Source organism: Mycobacterium sp. (genome assembly GCF_008709575.1).
GTDB lineage: Bacteria > Actinomycetota > Actinomycetes > Mycobacteriales > Mycobacteriaceae > Mycobacterium.
Genome location: NZ_VYIK01000033.1, coordinates 365 through 18,943 on the forward strand (window position 1 = coordinate 365; position 18,579 = coordinate 18,943).

Genomic DNA, 18,579 nt, shown 5'->3' on the forward strand with positions numbered 1-18,579 from the left:
AATAGTGGCAGTCGTGGCCGGTGAGCGTAATCGGTGAGGCCAGTTGGCGGGCGTCGCGCAGCCGGCGGCGCGCATCGCCACAGCTGATGCGCAGCCAGTCGGCGACGACCTTGGGCACCGGGCCGCCGATGTCGGCGCGGTCCTCGCAGGCCAGCCCGGCGATCAGGTCGTGACCGGTCACGCTCTGGCGGCGCCGCGCGGTTTCCAGCCGTGCCAGGGCGCGCAGCCGCACCGCCGGGTCATAGGCGGCCCAGTCGAGCGCGCCGACGGCGGCCACGGCGTCGTCGAGCGCCTCGAAGGCGGCCACCACCTCCGGCGGCGCCACCACCTGGATCGAACTCATGTTCGAAACACTACCGCACACCCCCGACACCATGCTCGACGAAAAACCCCACCTGTGCACAACCCGCGATTCTTAGCGCTGGGTAGCCCGCAGACTGAGCGAAAAAACCAGCCGCACGTCGGCATCGGCGAGCGACGTGCACAGCAGCTCTTCGAGGCGGCGGATCCGATAGCGCACGGTGTTGGGATGCACGTGCAGCTGTTGCGCTGCGGAGGCGATGTCACCGAAGCTGTCCAGGTAGACGCGCAGCGTGTCGGCAAGCGCGGGGTGGCGGGCACGCAGGTCGGGTATCCGCGGGTCGACGAGCCGCTGGTCGGCGCCGACCATGGTGACGATCTCGTCGACCAGCACGGTCGTCCGCACCTCGGCCGGCGACATCACCTGGCCGATCGAATCGGGATGCCGGCCCGCGCTGTCGAGCACCCGGTCGACCTCGGCGCGCGCCGCGGCCGCAGCGGCCAGTCCGGCGATCGGCGTGGCGATGACGGCCCGCAACTGCAGGCCCAGCTCGCTGCGCAGGCTGTTCATCGTGCCCCGGATCCACGACGCGGCCGACTCGGCTTTCGCCTGCGGCAGCAGCACGTAGGTGCGCGAGCCGCGTGACGTGACCTGGGCATCGGCACGAAAAGCATTGGCGCTCAGAGCAACTATGTCGGTGAATCGCGGGTGCCTGTCGATGTTTTCCACGCCGATCAACGCGGCGCTGCCGCCGGGGGGAATGTCGAGTTCGCGGGCGATGTCGCTGACGTCGAGAGGACCGCTGTCAGCCAGGCCCAGCAACTGTTGCACCCGCAGGGTGTGCGTGGACGGGCGGGCGGCCAGCCGCGACATGATGCGCGCGGCCAGCACGGCGCCACCCCGCAGTATCTCCTCGGCGTCGTCGGCAAACGGCTGTGAACCGCGCTGCACCCAGATGACGCCGGCGAAAACGGGTGGATGGCGGGCATCGGCGGGCGGCTGGTGGATACCGATCGCCAGCCGGGGCCGTAGCTTTAACTCCGGGCGTTCCCCGACGTGCACCACGTCGCTGCCGGCACGCAGCGCGTCGAAGATGCCCGCCCGGCTGATCCATTCCAGATGCTCGGGCGGGCCGGCGCGACCCATGATGGACAGCCGGCGCAATTCGTCGGCCTCCGCGTCGGACGCCGAATAGGCCAGCACGCGCGACTGGTCGTCCTCGATGCTGACCATGCCGTGGACGCGGTCGGCGATCGATTGCGCAAGGCCGAACAGGTCGGTGCCGGAGTCGTACCGCGGATCGGCCAGCGGGGACCTGTGGTGGTCGAAGACGTGATTGACCAGGCGGTACAACCGTTCCCAGCGTGCTTGCGGTTCGACGGCGACCACCGCGATCCCGGCTTGGGCGGCCCGCGCCGTCAGCTCCTCCGACGGTGCCTTGACGAAGACGGCGATTGGTGCCGGCCCGGTTGCCGTGCCGGCCATCCACCGCTGCGCCTCGTCGTCGCTCAGTCCCAGCAAAAAGTAGACGTCGGCCGAACCCGCGTCCTTCGCCAGACCCAGCCGCACGTCGTCCGAGACGATCAAGGCGGACGAAGCCACCGGCAGGTCGAGGCCGCGCGGCGCGTCGACCAGGCGCACCATCGTCGTGTCCAGGGCCAGCAGCAGTTCGCCCAGCCTGACGCCAGCCCGCCACATATTGTCTGATCCTACTAGTAGCGGCACAGATTCTTATCCGATCAGCCAAGAACTGGACGCCACCCGGCAGGGATCCTGACGATTATGGACGCGATCACCGATGTTCCCCTGCCCAGCAACGAACCGGTTCACGACTACGCACCACAGTCACCGGAACGTGCCCGGCTGCGTGCCGCGCTGACCCGGTTGGCCGATCATCCGATCGACCTTCCGCACGTGATCGGCGGCGCTCATCGGATGGGTGATGGTGAGCGCATCGACGTCGTGCAACCACACCGGCACGCCGCCCGCCTGGGCACGTTGTCCAACGCCACCCATGCCGATGCGGCCGCCGCCGTCGATGCCGCGATGACCGCTCGCGAGCACTGGGCGGCGATGCCGTTCGACGAGCGTGCGGCGATCTTTTTGCGGGCCGCCGACCTGCTGGCCGGGCCCTGGCGCGAAACCATCGCGGCGGCGACCATGCTCGGCCAATCCAAGACCTGTTATCAGGCCGAGATCGACGCACCGTGTGAATTGATCGACTTCTGGCGGTTCAATGTCGCGTTTGCCCGCCAGATCCTTGCCCTGCAGCCGATCAGTGCTCATGGCGAGTGGAACCGCACCGATTACCGGCCGCTGGACGGATTCGTCTATGCGATCACGCCGTTCAACTTCTCCTCGATCGCCGCCAATCTGCCCACCGCGCCGGCGTTGATGGGCAACACCGTGGTGTGGAAGCCGTCGATCACCCAGACTCTGGCGGCCTACCTGACCATGCAACTGCTGGAGGCCGCCGGGTTGCCGCCCGGGGTGATCAACCTGGTCACCGGCGATGGCTACGCGGTTTCCGATGTGGCGCTGGCCGATCCGCGGCTGGCCGGCATCCACTTCACCGGGTCGACGAGGACCTTCCGGCACTTGTGGCACCAGGTGGGTACCAATATCGGCCGCTACCAGAGCTATCCGCGGCTGGTCGGGGAGACCGGCGGCAAGGATTTCGTTGTCGCGCATGCCTCGGCGCAGCCGGATGTGTTGACCACGGCTCTGATTCGCGGTGCCTTCGACTACCAGGGTCAGAAGTGCTCGGCGGTGTCGCGGGCGTTCGTCGCGCAATCGGTGTGGCAGCGCATCGGTGACGATCTGCTGGCCGCCATCGCCGGGCTGCGGTACGGCGACATCACCGATTTCACCAATTTCGGCGGCGCGTTGATCGACGGGCGCGCGTTCGCCAAGAACGTCACCGCGATCGAGCGGGCCAAAGGCGCGGCCGGTATCACGATCCCGGTCGGCGGCGAATACGACGACAGCGAAGGCTATTTCGTGCGTCCGACGGTCCTGCTGGGTGACGATCCGACGGACGAGGCATTCTCCGTCGAATACTTCGGGCCGCTACTGGCGGTACACGTCTACCCCGACAGCGCCTACGAGGCGATCCTCGACGTCGTCGACACCGGTACCAACTACGCGCTGACCGGCGCGGTGATCGCCGACGACCGCGACGCGGTGCTGGTCGCAGCGCAGCGGCTACGGTTCGCAGCCGGCAACTTCTACGTCAACGACAAGCCCACCGGCGCGGTGGTGGGACGCCAGCCGTTCGGCGGTTCGCGCGGGTCGGGCACCAACGACAAGGCCGGGTCGATGTTGAACCTGCTGCGCTGGACGTCGGCACGCTCGATCAAGGAGACGTTCGTCGCGGCCACCAGCCACGAATATCCGCATATGCGGGAAGCGTGAGCCTTGGCACCGGCTGAGGATTGATTGACGGCAGCGACCCGCCGGGTATAGACCAGGCTTTGAGCCAGCGTACCGTCCGAAGGGATCAACCATGGCCGTCGCGAGTTCGTTGATCGAGAGCTACCCGATCTACATCGGCGGAGCGTGGACCGAGCCCGAGGAAGGCCGCTACGACGACATCTGTCCGGCTACCGAGGAGGTGATCGCCTCGGCGCCGAATCCCAGTCGAGCCCAAGTCGAGCAAGCCATCGCGGCCGCGCGGGCTGCGTTCGACTCGGGCCCCTGGGCCGACGCGGGCCCCGAGCAACGGGCTCGCTGGCTCAACCAGCTCGGCGACGCACTGCTCGACCATGGCGACGAGTTCTACGCCTTGGCGCAGCGGGAGTGGGGCGCTACCGCCAACGAGCGCGCGGTCCACGTGGACCACGCGGCGTTCGCGGCGTTGCAGGCGGCTGAACTTGCGCGTCATCCGGTCGAGGAGCAGATCGAGGCATTCGGCACCGCGGGAAGCACACTGCTGCGTTACGAGCCACTCGGGGTGGTGTCGATTCTGACGCCATGGAATTTTCCGCATACGCTCAATGTCCTGAAGGTGAGTGCCGCGTTGGCCGCCGGCAATACCGTCGTGCTCAAGCCGTCGCCCCTGTCGCCGCTGGCGGGCCTCGCACTGGCGCGCATCATCGACGAGCACACCGATATCCCTCCGGGCGCAGTCAACGTCGTGACCCCCTTCGGTGTCGAAGCGAGCAAGTTGCTGACGGTCGACCCGCGCGTCGACATGGTCAGCTTCACCGGGAGCTCGGCGGTCGGCCGAGAAGTGATGACCGCGGCGGGCGCCACCATGAAGCGGCTCTTGCTCGAATGCGGCGGAAAATCGGCCAGCATCGTGCTCGACGACATTGCGCTGTCGAACGAGTTGCTGCAGCGGATGCTGTTCGATTCCTGTTCTTTCCACGCCGGGCAAGCCTGCATACTGCACAGCCGGCTGCTGCTTCCCGAGTCGATCCACGACGACGTCGTCGAGCGCTTGGTCGCCCTTGCCCGCGACGTGAAGGTCGGCGATCCGAGCGACCCGCAAGTCCAGATGGGTCCGCTGATCAGTGCCGCCCAGCGGCAACGCGTTCAGGCCTACGTCACTGCCGCGCTCGACGACGGCGCCAAGCTCGCCACCGGCGGAGGCCGGCCGGCGGGCCTGAACACCGGCTTCTACTTCGAGCCGACAATCCTCACCGAGGTCACTCCCGACATGGCGATCGCCCAGGAAGAAGTGTTCGGTCCGGTGCTGGCGGTGCTGCGCTACCGTGACGACGACGATGCGGTAAAGATCGCGAACAACTCGCGATACGGGCTTTCCGGCGCAGTGTGGGGCACCGACGCGGATCGGGCGCTGGCCGTCGCACGCCGCGTGCGCACCGGCCAGATCGCGGTCAACGGGTGCAGCCCCGGCGGCGCGCCGTTCGGGGGGTTCAAACAGAGCGGACTGGGCCGGGAAGGCGGCGGGATCAGGGGAATTCGGCAGTACATGGAACTGAAAGCCATCGGAGTTCCCGCATGACGGCGAAGCCGCGGAGGTACTGAGACTTTTGCCGGGACGAAGGTCTCTAGTGAGTCGCCTCGGGCTGTTCTAGCGTCGACTCTTATGGCAGGACAGCAGCGGGAATACCCTAGCGCGGCGCCGCGGTGACGCCGGAGCAAGACGCACCGCCAGGGCCGTGCCTCGACCGACAGGCAATCGGACGATATGTACTGGGGCGGCGCACACCCGCGGGGGGTTACTGCTTTTACCGCACACCGCAGTGGGACGTGGAGGAGCCCAACGCGCCGGACACGCTGGCCGCCCTCGAGTCGCTCCGGTTGCTCGGCGTCGATATTCCTGCGCCGGGGCAGACCGCCGGCTGGCTCCGCAGTCTTCAGGACGACAGCGGGGGATACCCGACCTTGACAATCGGCTGGGCGGCGCTTCGCGCGCTCGACGTGCTCACCGCGGAGCCGAAGTTTTCCCCAGATCGGTGGCTGCGTGGCCGGCTTGAGGTCCTTCGAGATTGCGTCGGGCCGCGGGATTGGCGTTCGACAATCGTCGACGCGCTGCATCTGTGCGAGCTGCTGGGCCTGCGGCACGGCGCGCCGCACGGCCCGGGACAGGATCGCCTTGTGGCGCTGCTGGATTCGGCGCGTGCCACCGACGGAGGATGGGCTGCTCCGGGTGCGGACGTGGAGACGACGGCGACGGGTCTGCGTCTGGCCCGACTGATAGATCCGCACTGGCAGCCCGATCCGCTCTTGGACACCTTCCTGAGTCGCTGCGAGGACGACCTGCTTGGCCTGCGGCTGGCCCCGGCTGCGCGAACCACCTCGGTCGGGGCGCTGTGGGGCGGACTCACGCTCGGCCAGGCGCTGGATCATCGCTTGCGCCATCTCGGCGCCGTCGCACGACAGTTGGTTTTGCTCGCACGCCCGGACGGCGGGCTGAGCGAGCGCCACGGGGCAATTTCGACGTTACAGGCCACGTGGCGTGGACTCGAGGCCGCGACCCTGCTCGACAAGCTACGAGAGGAGCAGTCGTGAACGCGCTCAAATACGTGCGGTTTTTCGAGGAGATCGGGATCGAGGATGTACCGCTGGTCGGCGGCAAGAACGCCTCGCTCGGCGAGATGTACCGCAAGCTCTCCGGCGAAGGGGTGCTGGTACCGCACGGCTTCGCCATCACCGCCGACGCCTACCGCCGGATGCTGGAGGCCGCAGCGGCTTGGCAGCCGCTGCGTGCCGTTCTGGAGGGTATCGACCCCGGCAACGTCGCCGATTTGGCACGCCGCGGCAAGCGGGCCCGCGAGATTGTGTACGGCGCCGGTCTGCCCGACGACGTCGCAGCCGACGTGTGCGCCGGGTACCGGCGGTTACAGGGCGAGTACGGCGATGACGTGAGCCTGGCGGTGCGCAGCTCGGCGACGGCCGAAGACCTGCCCACAGCGAGCTTCGCCGGCCAGCAGGACACTTTTCTCAACGTCCATGGCGAGCAGAGCCTGCTCGACGCCTGCCGGCGCTGTTTTGCGAGCCTGTTCACCGACCGGGCCATCCACTATCGCATCGACCAGGGCTTCGACCACTTCAAGGTCGCCTTGTCGATCGGCGTGATGAAAATGGTGCGCGCGGATATCGCGTCCTCGGGCGTGATGTTCTCCCTCGACACCGAATCGGGCTTTCGCGACGTGGTATTGATCACCGGCGCCTACGGCCTCGGCGAGAACGTCGTGCAGGGCGCGGTCGACCCCGACGAGTTCTACGTCCACAAACCCACCTTCGCCGCGGGCCACCGGGCTGTGTTGCGCCGCCTGCTCGGTGACAAAGCCGTCAAGATGGTCGTCGCCGAAGGCTCCGCCAAGCAGACCACCCGCAATGTCCCCACACCCAGGGCCGACCGCGAGCGCTTCTGCCTCACCGACGAGGACGTCTTGGAGTTGGCCGGCGCCGCGATCAAGATCGCGACCCACTACGGCCGGCCGATGGACATGGAGTGGGCCAAAGACGGTATCGACGGACGGCTCTATATCGTGCAGGCCCGGCCGGAGACGGTCGCCTCCCGGCGACCGGTCACCCAACTGGAGAGTTACCTGCTCGAGGGTTCCGGTGAGGTGCTCGTCGAGGGCCGCTCGGTGGGGGACAAGATCGCCTCGGGCCGGGCCCGCGTGATCGACGACTTAGCCCACCTCGTGGAGTTCAGGCCGGGCGAAGTGCTGGTTGCCGACACCACCACACCCGACTGGGAGCCGGTGATGAAGACCGCGGCGGCGATCGTCACCAACCGCGGCGGGCGGACCTGCCATGCCGCGATCATCGCCCGCGAGCTCGGGGTCCCTGCCGTCGTGGGATCCGTTGACGCGACCACGCGCTTGGCCAGTGGCCAGACGGTCACGGTGTCCTGCGCCGAAGGTGACACCGGGCGCGTCTACGCCGGTGAGATCCCGTTTACGGTCGAACATGCCGAGATCAGCGGTCTTGCACGGCCGGCCACCGAGATCATGATCAATCTGGGCAATCCGGATCTGGCTTTTAAGACTTCGTTTTTGCCCAACGACGGCGTCGGCCTGGCCCGCATGGAATTCATCATCAGCGAGTCGATCAAAGCCCACCCGCTCGCGCTGCTGCATCCCGAGAAAGTGACCGACCCCAAGGCCCGTGCCCAGCTGGCCCATCTGACCCGCGGCTACCCCGACGGGGCGAGCTTTTTTGTGCAGCGGCTCTCCGAAGGGATCGGCACCATCGCCGCGGCATTCTGGCCCAAGCCCGTGGTGGTGCGCATGTCGGACTTCAAGACCAACGAATACGCGAGCCTCATCGGCGGAGCCGACTTCGAGCCCGACGAGGACAACCCGATGCTCGGCTTCCGCGGAGCCTCCCGTTACGCCCATCCTGCCTACGCCGAGGGTTTCGCGCTCGAGTGCCGGGCGATGAAGCGGGTCCGCGAGCAGATGGGGCTCACCAACATCGTCCTCATGGTGCCGTTCGTGCGCCGCGTCGCCGAGGCCCGGCAGGTGCTGGACCGGATGGCCGACCTGGGCCTGCAGCGGGGTGAGAACGGCCTCAAGGTTTACGCGATGTGCGAGATTCCCAACAACATCGTGCTGATCGACGAATTCGCCAAGTATTTCGACGGCTTCTCGATTGGCTCGAACGATCTCACCCAGCTCACGCTGGGCGTCGACCGCGACAGCGAGATCGTCGCGTTCGACTTCGACGAGCGCGACGAAGGCGTCAAGGAGATGATTCGGCTGGCCGTGGACGGCTGTCGGCGCAACGGGATCCACTCCGGCCTGTGCGGGCAGGCACCGTCCGACTATCCCGACATGGCCGAATTCCTCGTCGAGATCGGCATCGACTCGATGAGTCTCGATCCCGACACCGTGCTCAAGACCACCAAGGCGGTATTGCAGCTCGAGCAGCGGCTCGGGCGTGCCGCCCGGGCCGGGGAGCAGTCCGGTTAGTTCGCCCGATGGCTGGATTCTTCTGACGGCGCGCGGCGAATAACGGTCTGTCACGCCGGTTGGTGTACGGGCCGCGGGTCCTTGCGTGCACGCCTTCGGCTGATCGCCACCAGCCGCGCCACTGCCTCCTCGATGCCTGCGGCGAGTCGGTCGATGTCGGGGGCGCTGTCGTAGTCGGCGGTGATGCCGAAGACGAACGTGTCGGCGTAACTCACCATCGCTATGCCGGTGCGCAGACCCAGGGCAATCGGCGGTACCGGGAGGACTTCTTGTACCTCGCGGCCCATCAGTTTCTGCCGACGCTGCGAACCGGGAACGTTGGTCGCCAACGCGACGACCGCGCGCTGCGGTATCCCGGTGAGTAGCCGAATCATTCTCGCCGACAAGGGAAACGGCATCATATTAGCTGCTGCCACGAACGCGCTGCCTGCTTCGCGCTGACCGCTGGCCTTTGCTGCCATCAACCGGGCGTGCACGAGCTGCAACTGCTTCACCGGGTCCGACTCGTCGACGGGCAGCAGCGGCAGCATCGCCGAGACCCGGTTGTCGGTATAGTGGAGATCCTTCATCGATCGGACCGACACCGGAACCAAGGTTCGCAGCGAATCGTGATGGAGCTTTTCGCCGCGGTTGAGCAGAAGTTTGCGGTAGCTGTCGGTGACGGCGGCGAGCGCCACATCGTTGAGCGTCACGTCGAAGGTCTGCGAGACCTTTTCCATCTCGGCAAGCCGCACCCTCGTCGCGCTGTAGCGGCGCAGCGTCGTCACCGGACCGGTCAGCGACGAACCCGGCGGGGCGCTGAGCAGACCCGCCGCCAGCTCGGCGACGCCTACTGCGGCGTGTTCGGCCGCGGTGGCCGCGGCGATCCCGTTCCGCCACATGCCCCTTAACCAGGTCAAAGGGTTGATGCTCAAAGATGGCGCACGCAGATCTCCATCCGATTGCTTGGCGGCTCGAATATTCTTCGCGAATGTGTCGCCGCTACCGTCATCGCTCAGCTTCCCCAGCATCTGCGTGGTGGCAATACCGTCGGCGATGCAGTGATGGAGTTTCAGCAGGACGGCCCACCTGTTCCCGGCGAGACCTTCGATGATCCAGCATTCCCAGAGCGGACGATCACGGTCGAGTCGATGCTGCATGACGGTCGCAATCAGTGCGAAAAGCTCAGCGTCACCGCCGGGTTCGGGCAGCGCCGCGCGGCGCAGATGGTGCGAGATGTCGAAGTGCGGGTCGGGTACCCAGTCCGGTGCGCCCACATCGAGCGGATGGGTGCGCAACATCTGCGTGTAGCGAGGAATTGAATGGATGCGTTCTGCGACTGTTGCGGCTATCTCTTCGTACCGTGGAACCGGTCCGGCAACGATCGACACCCCCGCAATAGCCAGACTCACATGCGGATCAGAGTCCTCGGCTTCCAAGAAACTGGCATCTAGGGCTGTCAAGCGTTCCATTAACTCACTATCCGGCTTTTAGTGCTCAACGAGCAGGGCCGGAAGTCCTCAGCCAGGGCTGAACGGCGTTGAGAACTCGCCCGAGCGACGCACTCACACCGGCACCCGACGGGCGCTGCTGCACGCTGAGTTGTGGGCCTTGCCGACAGACGCCCGGGCGCGGCGGAAGCCGCCGAAGAGCTTTAGGGTCTTCGGCCTCTAGCCGGGATGACTGGGTTCCGGGACCATGGAGCCAGCAGACCCCGTTCAGAAGGATGCCGGCCATGAGCGCACATTTCCCGGATGCGGAGACGATCCGCGCGAATTTGATGCTGGCACTCCGAGCGCCTTCGGTGCACAACACGCAACCGTGGCGGTGGGTTGTCGGCGACAACAGTTTGCACTTGTACGCCAACCGCAGCCTGCAACTGCACAGCACCGATCCAGACGGTCGAGACATGATGATCAGCTGTGGCGCAGCGCTGAATCATTGCGTGGTTGCGTTCGCGGCGTCGGGCTGGCAGGCCAAGGTGAATCGGTTCCCCAATCCCGCCGAACCGGACCACCTCGCATCGATCGAACTCAGCCGGTATACGGCGCACGAAGTCGATATCGCACTCGCGAGAGCGATTCCACACCGCAGGACCGATCGTCGTCACTACAGCTCACGTCCGGTGCCGATCAAAGACGTTGCCTTGATGGCTGCTCGCGCTGCACGCGCGGGAGTGATGCTGCGCACGGTAGAAGGGCTCACTCATCTGAGCATGCTGGTGGCGCAGGCCGCCGAGCGGCATGCTGCCAGCTACGATTACCTCGACGAATTGACCACCTGGAGCGGACGGTACGCGTCAGTGGCCGGGGTGCCGGCACACAACACTCCCAAACTGGATCCGGCGGCGACGATTCCCCGGCGGATGTTCGCCGGCGCTGTCCTGGCCGAATCATCGGGTTCCCCGCCAATATTCGACAACGCCCTCGTGCTCGCGCTGGGTACCCGGGCGGACGACGATCTTGCGCGGCTGCGGGCCGGTGAGGCCACCAGTGTTGTTTTGCTGACGGCTACCGTGTCAGGGCTGGCGAGCTGCCCGATCACCGAGCCGCTGGAGATCCCGGAGATCCGAGAACAGGTGCGGGCTGACGTCTTCGGGGACAGCGGGTACCCGCAGATGCTGCTCAGGACCGGTTGGGCACCCCTCGACGCCGAGCCGTTGCCGGCAACCCCGCGCCGGCCGCTATCGGATGTGGTCACCCGATTGGACGGCGAACCTTTCGAATAGCGCGATCACGCGCCGTGCAGGCGCGCAATCGCAGCTTCATCCATCGCCTCGCCGCGGCCGGTCCAGCTTTGAGGCGAACACCGCCGCCTGGGTCCGGCGTTGCATACCCAGCTTGGCCAGCAGCCGGGACACGTAGTTCTTCACGGTCTTTTCAGCCAGAAACATCCGGTCGGCGATCTGCCGGTTCGTCAGTCCTTCTGCCAGGAGATCGAGCAGTGTGCGTTCCTGCTGGGTGAGCCCCGACAGCGGATCTGGGCGTTCGGCTTCGCCGCGAAGTTTGGCCATCAGCGCCGCGGCAGCGCGGTTGTCGAGCAGCGAGTGCCCGGCGCCGACGTCTTTGATGGCCCGGGCCAGTTCCAGGCCTTTGATGTCTTTGACCACATATCCGCTTGCGCCGGCCAAGATGGCGTCGAGCATGGCCTCGTCGGAACTGAACGAGGTCAGCATCAGGCAGCGCAGATCCGGCATTCGCGACAAGAGGTCGCGGCACAGTTCGATCCCGTTGCCGTCGGGCAGCCGCACGTCGAGCACGGCGACATCGGGCCGGGCCGCGGGAATCCGCGCGAGTGCTTCGCTGACCGAACCGGCTTCGCCGACCACCTCCAGGTCCGGGTCGGCGCCGAGCAGATCGATAAGGCCGCGTCGCACTACCTCGTGATCGTCCACCAAGAAAATCTTGACCATGGCACTCACACTAGGCAGATCGGAACCTCCGTGGCTCATAACCACCACTGTCGATCACAAATCAGCAGCGTGGCGACGGTGGCGTCCAGTGCGGCGCGACCGGAGGGTCCCAGCAGAACATCCGTCGGACCCGGTCGGAGCGGGTCCACCACCACCAGTTGGATCGGCGTGCCGGCGCGTTGCAGCTGTTCCAGATAGTTGAGCAGGCCGTGGTGGTCGGTCACCAACTCGATGTCGAGATCCGGATAGTTTCTGCGCCAGTGGGTGAGACGGTGGTCGAGTTTGGCTCCGATTCCGTGATCCGCCGACGCGTCGACATCTCGGCCATCTCCAAGCGGCCGACGCCGAATCGTGACGATACGCAAGGCCGCGCCGCGCAGCCGCGCTTCCTGGACACCGAGCTCCAAAACGGCGCTGGTTGCCGGTGACTGGTCTACGGCGGCGAGGATCAAACCGGCCGCACGCGGCGTCGCGACGGCGCTTGTCGGCACAATTGCGACCGGGCAATGCGCAGACGCGGCCAGCGCGGTTGCGGTGGAACCGATGCGACCCTGCAAGGCGTGCTTGACCCCGGTCGAGCCGACGCAGACCAAAGCCGCCGACCGCGACGCCGTCAGCAGCGCGGCAGCCGGACGGGCGTACACGACGTCGGCTTCGACCTTGACTGGTTTGCCGGTGGACTCGACCGCGGCGATCACGTCGTTGATGGTGTGCTCGGCGGCGGTGACGGCATGATCATCGCCGGCCGCTTCGACCGCGTACACCAGCTGCAGGGGGACGTCGCGATCTATCGCCTCGTCGATCGCCCACAGCGCCGCCTGGCGTGCTGAGCGCGACCCGTCGACTCCGACCACAACGGGTGGCGCGTGCGGGACGCGCATGCCAGGTTCCCTCACGGCGCTATGTGCAAGATGTCGGCGAGCGGTCGCCGTGGTGTGGGTGGCGGCACGTCCTCACCAGCTGGAGCGCTGCCGACCCGCACTAAAATTTGTGGCACCGCGTTGCGCGGAAGCCACGAACTCACGAGCTCGCGGCTGACCCGGACCTCGGTCATGTGACTGATCGGACACGTCGCCAGACCGGCCAGCGTGCATTCCAGCAACACCGCCGAAAGCGCCTCCCCGGTCGCCAACGCGTCGGAGCGGTTGTCGGCGTCGGTGGACAGAGCTAAAACCGTGGCGTGGTCTTCGCCGATCGCGACACGCCGTTCAGCGTGTTGGGCGACCGGGAAGACTCGTCCGACATTGACCCGGTCACCCTCGGCCGCCGAAATCAATGAGCTGTAGGGTATTCCCTCTGAAGCTTCGAACGGTGCTGTCCACCGAGCGATTTCGTTGTGATAGGCCGAATTGTAGAGCCGCAGCGACTCGGCGAACTGGGATGCGTTCGCCAGGTCCGGACGTGCCTCGTCGGGCAGCACGTCCAGATGCACCGCGTAAGCCTCGACGGCGTCGCGCAGGACAGGTTCGAGCTCTTCCCAGTCTTGCGGTGCGTTCAGCGGCAGTCGGTCGGAGCGGCGGGCCGCAATGGCCGCGGCACGGCGGCGGTCAGCGTCGCGCACCTGTTCCGCCGGGGTGAAATCGATCGACGCCAACAGGTTGGGATCGTCGGGGTCGGGGAAACGGTCGACCTGCGTCTGCCAACCCGCGGCAGCCATTGCCACCCGAAGGTGGTCGAGCATCGCGCCGCAGCCCATCACTGCCTCCCGCCCGCACCGGTCGGAGACTGTGACGCGATCCTGGTCTAAGAACAACTGCAGTTGTCCGGTGCCGGTCAGCACCCACCTCCACGGCTGGATGTTGTGCAACGAAGGGGCTCGGCTCGCTAACTGCAGTGCTTGTCTGATGACTTCGGTTCCGACCGTGGTGGTGGGCATCTTGACCTCCGATCTGGATCTAAGACCATGATTCGCCGTCGGCGACGCAAAAGGACAGGGTCGTTGGTCCTCGATCCGGGTTAACCCGGTCTATCACCGGCCTGGCGGAGCTCGTCCGGGGAGACCGCAGTGTCCTTCGACACTTCCGGGTATTTCAAGAACGGCGTGATGATGTCGACCGGAAGTGGGAACACCACGGTGGAGTTCTGGTCCGCCCCCAGCTCCAATAACGTTTGCAGGTAGCGCAGTTGCAGTGATGCCGGGTTCCTCGACAGTGTTTCGGCCGCTTGACGCAGCTCTTCGGAGGCTTGCAGCTCGCCACGGGCATTGATGACCTTGGCGCGGCGCTCCCGTTCCGCCTCGGCCTCGCGAGCCATAGCCCGTTGCATTGACTCCGGTATCTCCACGTCCTTGATCTCGACGACCCGCACTTCGACACCCCACGGCGTGGTCTGCTTTTCGATGATGGTCCGGAGATCGCTATTGAGATCCTCGCGGTGAGCCAGCAGCGTGTCCAGATCCGCGCGACCCAGCAGCGAACGCAGCGTCGTCTGGGCGATCTGGGAGGTGGCCACCGCGTAGTTCTCCACGGCCACGATGGCATTCAACGGATCGACGACCTGGAACATGACGACGGCGTTGACCCGGGCCGGGACGTTGTCACGGGTGATCACCTCCTGCGGTGGGATTGTCAGCGTCACCACCCGCTGATCTACCCGGATCATTTTGTCCGCCAAGGGGATCAGAAACCGTAGCCCCGGCAAGTAGAGCGGCCGGAGATGGCCCATCCGAAATACCACCCCGCGCTCGTATTCGCGCAGCACCGCCAACGAGAAGAACCCCAGCACGCCGAAGACCGCAACTGCGGTCACCGCAACGACGATCACCAGCGCGGTCACTGCGGGTTACCCTCCTTGTCTGTCCAGCTGCCCCACCGCGTGGAATACCGGTCGATCGCCGCTGCCACCTGCTCTTCCAGTCCGGTTCGGTGCGGCAGATGCTCAGGTGCGTTCGACGGCGCGTTCCACAGGTGCCGCGCCAGGGGCAAGCACGCGGTCGCCACCACGATCACAGCGGTACCAGCGAGAACCAGCACGTCGATCGCGGTGTGCTGGCCGACCAGCATCGCCAGCGGCATGATCACCCCGAGCGCGGACACGAAACACGCGATCCCGCGGTGGAATCGGCCGGCCTCCGAGTACGGCCACGGATCGATTTCGCGGCTGATCTCCCGGCCGTGGTCCGATATCGTGCACGTCGACTTCACCGGACAGCTGTTACACACCACGGGCAGCGCCCGGTACCGCATCACCCGGTGCCGGGGGTCGAACGACGTCGGCCACAGCCACTGGTCCTGCGGGCACACCCACGCATCGTGGTCAGGCCGGTAGCTGAACCCTCCGGTGCGCCACCGTGCCGCATGGCGGGAGACGCGTCTGGCCATGGCGTCGAAGCCCCACGCAATCAGCGCCAGAACCAGGGCATACCCGGCGACCAGCCACACTGACGTCGCGGGTGCTGTCATCGTCACTTTTTCGCCGGTGCTGCGGGCTCGGCGGCGTCGGCAACCGTGTCGGTGTAGAGCGGATGCTCGGGCAATTCGTCGGTGACCGGGCCGGAGCGGAAATTGCGTAAGGCCAGCAATGCGATGTAGATGAACGGCAGCACACCGCCGAGGATGAAGATCAGGTCACCGGGCATCCGCAGCCATTCGATCAGCGCGTTGCCGGGCCGGGTGATGTAGCCCAGGGAGCGGGCTTCGTAGTAGCCGTCGTTGACCGAGTGGTACAACTGCAGCACGCCGAGCGGCAACAGCGTGGCGAACACCATCCACGCCAACCCGATATTCAGGCACCAGAACGAGACGCCGGCCCATTTTTCCGGCCATTTGTCGGCGGGGATCACATAGCGGAACGCGAACATAGCCAGCCCGACGGCCAGCATGCCGTAGACGCCCATCATCGCCGCATGACCGTGGTTGAGGGTCAGTGCGGTGCCGATCTGGTAGTACGACACGACCGGCAGGTTGATCAGGAACCCGAAGATGCCGGCGCCGAGGAAGTTCCAGAACCCGACCGCGACCAAAAACATCACCGCCCAGCGGTGCGGGAAGGGTTTGGCGTCACCGCCCTGCTGCCGCGAACCAAGATGCAGGAACGCCCACGCTTCGACGGTCAGGAAGGTCAGCGGAATGACCTCGGCGGCCGAGAACAACGCGCCCAACGCCATGTGCTCGACCGGGGTGCCGGAGAAGTACAAGTGGTGCATCGTGCCGATCACCCCACCCGCGGAATACAAAATGATGTCGAGGTAGATCACCCCGAGGGCGATCCGCTCGCGCACCACCCCGAGCAGCACGAAGATGTAGGCCACCATCACGGTGGTGAACAGTTCGAGGAAGTCCTCCACCCACAGGTGCACCACCCAGAATCGCCAGAAATCCGCGACGGTGTAGTGGGTGTCGCTGCTGGCCAGCAGGCCGACCGTGTAGAACACCGGAATGGCCAGCCCGGCGAAGAAGAACAGCCAGGGCATGTTGAGTTTCGACTCGCCGCGCAGCCGGCCCCGCATCCCGCGCCAGATGATCGCGATCCACAAAAACATGCCGACGACCAGCAAGATCTGCCATAACCGCGGCAAGTCGAGGTATTCCCACTGCTGGGAGAACAGCGATCCTCGAGGAATCACACCATAGATCGACAGTGCCTCGGTGATCAGCGAGCCGAATACCACCACCGCCACTGCGCCCAGCAGCCCGTAGGCCAGCCAACTCTGTCGTTTCGGCTCACGGCGCGCGATGAACGGCACCAGGAAGATCCCGCCGGCCAGAAACGCCGCCGCGGTCCAAAACAGCGCCAGCTGCAGATGCCAGGTGCGGGCCAGGTTGTAGGGCAGCACCCGGGCCAGGTCCAGCCCGAAGAAATTCGACAGGTCGGCCCGGTAATGCTCGGCGGCCGCCCCGACCAGCGTTTGCGCCAAGAACAACACCGATACGATCGCGAAGAACCACATGGTGGCCCGCTGCGCTGGTGTAAGGCTCACTTCGCCCGGCGCGCGGAATGACAGCGTGGATTCCTGCTCGCCGTGCCAGCCGATCTTCTGGCTCCACCGCCCGTAGATGGTGAACATGATCCCGATCCCGCCCAGCAGCGCGATCAGTGACAGGGCCGACCACACGATGACCGGCGCTGTCGGAAAGTTGTTGACGCGCTTCTCCGAGGGCCAGTTGTTGGTGTAGCTGTAGATCTGGCCCGGCCGCTGCGCCGCCGACGCCCACGCGGTCCACGCGAAGAACGCGGTCAGGTCGCGAATCTCGGTCTTGTCAGTGATCATGTTCGGCCGCAGGCCGTACTTTGTGGAGTTTTCGCCGAAGTAGGCCGCGTAATGCCGCTGGATGTCCTCGAATGCCCGCGCTTGCCGATCGGTGAACACCAGCGTCTTGGTGTCCGGGTTATACCGGTTGGTACGAAATTCGGCGACCACCCGATCCCGCGGATCGCCGACTCCGCTCGCCCGCCATCGATCGGCGACGTCGTCGGCGGCCCTCCGCAGGTAGTCCGCGGTGTAATCCGGCCCGAGGTAGGCGCCGTGGCCCAGCACCGACCCGTACTCCATCAGTCCGCGGGCCTGATAGAGCTCCTGGCCGTCGATGATGTCGTTCTTGGTAAACAACAGTTGACCGGACTCGCTGACCACCTTGTCCGGCAGTGGCATCGACGCGGTGTAGGTGCGATAGACAAGGATGCCCAGAACCAGAAAACCGAAGATCATCACCAGGGCCACACCCTGGACCCAGCCCTTGCCGATCAGCGATTCTGCAGTGGCCCCGTTGGCGGACCGCGCCTGTGCCGGTTTGGTTGCCATCGCGAACATCCTCTCTGCAGAGCAGGCGAAGGTTGCCTGTCATTTAACTTGTAGCGGCCCGGCCAAACGCCAGATTCGTAGTTATCGACGTTGCCTGATATCAGCTTCGGAGATGAGCGTGTCCGAAGACCCATGGCACTGGGAAAGCCGGGTTCGGCGTGTTTAGCCTGGGGATCGGAAAGAATAATCAGAGGATTCTAGTAACGGTCGACCTTCCCTCCGCCCTTCAGTGGTCGTGATTACTTGTCGGCCAGTGATTCTGGGTCCGGCTCACCACACCCGCACTCGATATTGTTCACTCCTGACGAGGTCGCGGGTGAAGGGACTTTAGTCCTCGAACTGTAGTGCTTGTGGCCCCGATCGTGAATACTCATCGTGCGCTAAGTTAGCTGCCATGGCCTATGTTATCGGCACCGCCTGCGTGGACGTAATGGAAAAGGATTGCGTGAAGGAATGCCCGGTGGACTGCATCTACGAGGGCGCCCGGTCGTTGTACATCAACCCCGACGAGTGTGTGGACTGTGGTGCATGCAAATCTGCCTGCCGGGTAGGTGCGATCTACTACGAGACAGATCTGCCGGCCGACGAGCGCTGGCATCTCGCCGACAATGCCGCGTTCTTCCGTGAAACACTGCCCGGCCGCGACCGGCCGCTCGCTACACCCGGAGGCGCTGCCAACGTCGGGCCACTGGGTGCCGACACCCCGTTGGTCGCGGCTTTGCCGCAACGGATCTCGTAACGAAACCGGTGCAGC

Annotated in this window: 15 protein-coding genes; 6 read left to right on the forward strand and 9 right to left on the reverse strand. The window is 65.7% G+C overall.

Annotation, left to right across the window (positions count from 1 at the left end; genetic code table 11):
• Together F6Q13_RS09290 and F6Q13_RS09295 are read right to left on the reverse strand one after the other, a co-directional pair.
• Window positions 1–343 (reverse strand): DUF222 domain-containing protein (locus F6Q13_RS09290; RefSeq protein ID WP_293055378.1); only part of this gene is annotated, 343 nt, incomplete at its 3' end.
• A gap of 72 nt (window positions 344–415) precedes the next feature.
• Window positions 416–1,999, reverse strand: coding sequence for a helix-turn-helix domain-containing protein (locus F6Q13_RS09295; protein WP_293055380.1), 1,584 nt, complete (start codon window positions 1,997–1,999; stop codon window positions 416–418).
• Between the two features lie 84 nt (window positions 2,000–2,083).
• Between F6Q13_RS09295 and pruA the strand changes: the two genes are divergently transcribed.
• From pruA to ppsA, 4 genes are all read left to right on the forward strand, one after another.
• Window positions 2,084–3,715 (forward strand): L-glutamate gamma-semialdehyde dehydrogenase, encoded by a 1,632-nt coding sequence (pruA, locus tag F6Q13_RS09300; protein ID WP_293055382.1) that lies wholly within the window; start codon window positions 2,084–2,086, stop codon window positions 3,713–3,715.
• A gap of 91 nt (window positions 3,716–3,806) precedes the next feature.
• Window positions 3,807–5,270: an aldehyde dehydrogenase family protein gene (locus tag F6Q13_RS09305; RefSeq protein ID WP_293055384.1), complete on the forward strand. Its 1,464-nt coding sequence runs from the start codon at window positions 3,807–3,809 to the stop codon at window positions 5,268–5,270.
• Between the two features lie 248 nt (window positions 5,271–5,518).
• The gene (locus F6Q13_RS09310; protein ID WP_293055386.1) at window positions 5,519–6,280 is read left to right on the forward strand and encodes a hypothetical protein; all 762 of its coding nucleotides are present in this window, start codon (window positions 5,519–5,521) and stop codon (window positions 6,278–6,280) included.
• Window positions 6,277–8,694, forward strand: a complete 2,418-nt coding sequence (gene ppsA, locus F6Q13_RS09315) for a phosphoenolpyruvate synthase (protein ID WP_293055388.1) — start codon at window positions 6,277–6,279, stop codon at window positions 8,692–8,694. The genes F6Q13_RS09310 and ppsA overlap by 4 nt, the downstream gene beginning before the upstream one ends.
• 50 nt (window positions 8,695–8,744) lie before the next feature.
• Here ppsA and F6Q13_RS09320 read toward each other — a convergent pair whose 3' ends face one another.
• The gene (locus F6Q13_RS09320) at window positions 8,745–10,145 is read right to left on the reverse strand and encodes a wax ester/triacylglycerol synthase family O-acyltransferase (RefSeq protein ID WP_293055390.1); all 1,401 of its coding nucleotides are present in this window, start codon (window positions 10,143–10,145) and stop codon (window positions 8,745–8,747) included.
• Window positions 10,146–10,408: 263 nt separating this feature from the next.
• Here F6Q13_RS09320 and F6Q13_RS09325 point away from each other — a divergent pair, with 263 nt between their 5' ends.
• Window positions 10,409–11,401 (forward strand): NAD(P)H nitroreductase, encoded by a 993-nt coding sequence (locus F6Q13_RS09325; protein WP_293055392.1) that lies wholly within the window; start codon window positions 10,409–10,411, stop codon window positions 11,399–11,401.
• 36 nt (window positions 11,402–11,437) lie between these two features.
• Here F6Q13_RS09325 and F6Q13_RS09330 read toward each other — a convergent pair whose 3' ends face one another.
• The 6 genes from F6Q13_RS09330 to F6Q13_RS09355 all read right to left on the reverse strand — a co-directional run bounded on the left by F6Q13_RS09330 (window position 11,438) and on the right by F6Q13_RS09355 (window position 17,825).
• Window positions 11,438–12,085, reverse strand: a complete 648-nt coding sequence (locus F6Q13_RS09330) for a response regulator transcription factor (RefSeq protein ID WP_293055394.1) — start codon at window positions 12,083–12,085, stop codon at window positions 11,438–11,440.
• A 35-nt stretch (window positions 12,086–12,120) separates the two neighbouring features.
• Entirely contained in the window at window positions 12,121–12,966 is an 846-nt protein-coding gene (locus tag F6Q13_RS09335) for a universal stress protein (protein WP_293055395.1), read from the reverse strand.
• Between the two features lie 11 nt (window positions 12,967–12,977).
• Window positions 12,978–13,961, reverse strand: a complete 984-nt coding sequence (locus F6Q13_RS09340) for an NAD(P)H nitroreductase (RefSeq protein ID WP_293055396.1) — start codon at window positions 13,959–13,961, stop codon at window positions 12,978–12,980.
• An 80-nt stretch (window positions 13,962–14,041) separates the two neighbouring features.
• On the reverse strand, window positions 14,042–14,860 hold the full coding sequence (locus F6Q13_RS09345) for a slipin family protein (RefSeq protein ID WP_293055397.1): 819 nt from the start codon (window positions 14,858–14,860) through the stop codon (window positions 14,042–14,044).
• A complete protein-coding gene (locus tag F6Q13_RS09350; RefSeq protein ID WP_293055398.1) occupies window positions 14,857–15,486 on the reverse strand; it encodes a hypothetical protein in 630 nt (209 codons plus the stop codon). The genes F6Q13_RS09345 and F6Q13_RS09350 overlap by 4 nt, the downstream gene beginning before the upstream one ends.
• A 2-nt stretch (window positions 15,487–15,488) precedes the next feature.
• Complete coding sequence (locus F6Q13_RS09355) at window positions 15,489–17,825, reverse strand: cbb3-type cytochrome c oxidase subunit I (RefSeq protein ID WP_293055399.1); 2,337 nt, start codon at window positions 17,823–17,825, stop codon at window positions 15,489–15,491.
• Window positions 17,826–18,219: 394 nt separating this feature from the next.
• Here F6Q13_RS09355 and fdxA point away from each other — a divergent pair, with 394 nt between their 5' ends.
• Window positions 18,220–18,564: a ferredoxin gene (fdxA, locus tag F6Q13_RS09360; RefSeq protein WP_293055400.1), complete on the forward strand. Its 345-nt coding sequence runs from the start codon at window positions 18,220–18,222 to the stop codon at window positions 18,562–18,564.
• Window positions 18,565–18,579: the final 15 nt, after the last annotated feature.